Here is a 1,271-nt window from a genome sequence, read left to right on the forward strand (position 1 = left end):
TCCTGTTATTGACTTATTTGCAGCTGCGATTTTTCCTGGAATTTTATTAGCAACATTGTACGCCGCTTATACAACAATTAGATGCATGATGAACCCAAAGCTTGGGCCACCATTACCAGAAGATATGAGGGCTACAAGTATGAAAAAAGTTTGGATTGAGTTTTTTTTAGGTTTAGTACCTCCAGCAGCTTTAGTGTTTGCAGCACTTGGAAGTATTCTTTTAGGATTTGCCACTCCAACTGAAGCTGCAGGATGCGGTGCAATGGGTGCATTATTATTGTCTTTAGCTTATAAAAAATTGACATTACCAAAGTTACAAGAGGCATTAGTAAAAACATTAGAAATTACTGCACTTATAATGGTTTTAGTTGCGGCATCAAATTTTTTTGGAGCAGTATTTGCAAGATTAGGTACACCAACTTTATTAACAGAATTTTTATTAGGATTAGAAATGAACAAATATCTAATCCTTGGAATGATAATGGTTATGATATTTCTATTAGGTTGGCCTCTTGAATGGGTGCCAATAGTAATGATTATAATACCGATAATTTTACCTTTAGTTGAAGCTTTAGGTTTTAATTTAACCTGGTTTGCAATATTAGTTGCTGTAAACTTACAAACTGCCTGGCTATCACCTCCTGTAGCATTATCAGCTTATTTTTTAAAAGGAGTCGTTCCAGAATGGGATTTAAAGGACATTTATCTAGGAATGATGCAATTTATGGTGTTACAAATAATTGGTCTTATAATTATTATTATATTTCCTAAAATAGTCCTGTGGCTGCCATCTGTCTTGTATGGACAGTAATTTATATATGATTATTATGGAATAGTGAGTCCTAATAAAGAAAATATTCAATTAACAAACTGGGAAATAGTTTCAGTAAATCCAACAAACAAAAATTGGGATTGGAAAGATATATTTTGTTTTTGGACTGTTGGAACACAAAGCATCATTTCTTTCGCTTTATTAGGTTCTTTATATTTGCTTTATAACTTAAATTTTTATGAAGTTTTACTTGGTTCAATATTAGCATCAATGTTAGTTTGTTTTTTTTCAAACCTTGGTGGAGTACCTTCACAAAAACATGGTATACCTTTTCCAGTTTTTTTAAGAATATCAACTGGCTATTTAGGAGCAAAATATATTAGTCTTTTAAGAGGATTTGTTGGCTTATTTTTTTTTGGAGTACAAACTTTTTTTATCTCTAAATCAATTGGATACTTAATAAGAATTACTTTATTCAATATTGATAGTAATTTTTTAG

The 1,271-nt window shown here is 31.0% G+C and carries 2 protein-coding genes; both read left to right on the forward strand.

The window, feature by feature from the left end; translation table 11 throughout:
- A partial coding sequence (locus tag AMN80_RS04855; RefSeq protein ID WP_143323387.1) for a TRAP transporter large permease subunit occupies window positions 1–811 on the forward strand: 811 nt, incomplete at its 5' end.
- Between the two features lie 24 nt (window positions 812–835).
- A partial coding sequence (locus tag AMN80_RS04860; protein WP_179850284.1) for a cytosine permease occupies window positions 836–1,271 on the forward strand: 436 nt, incomplete at its 3' end.

This window comes from Candidatus Pelagibacter communis (assembly GCF_001179985.1).
In the GTDB taxonomy this organism is placed as follows: Bacteria; Pseudomonadota; Alphaproteobacteria; order Pelagibacterales; family Pelagibacteraceae; genus Pelagibacter; species Pelagibacter ubique_J.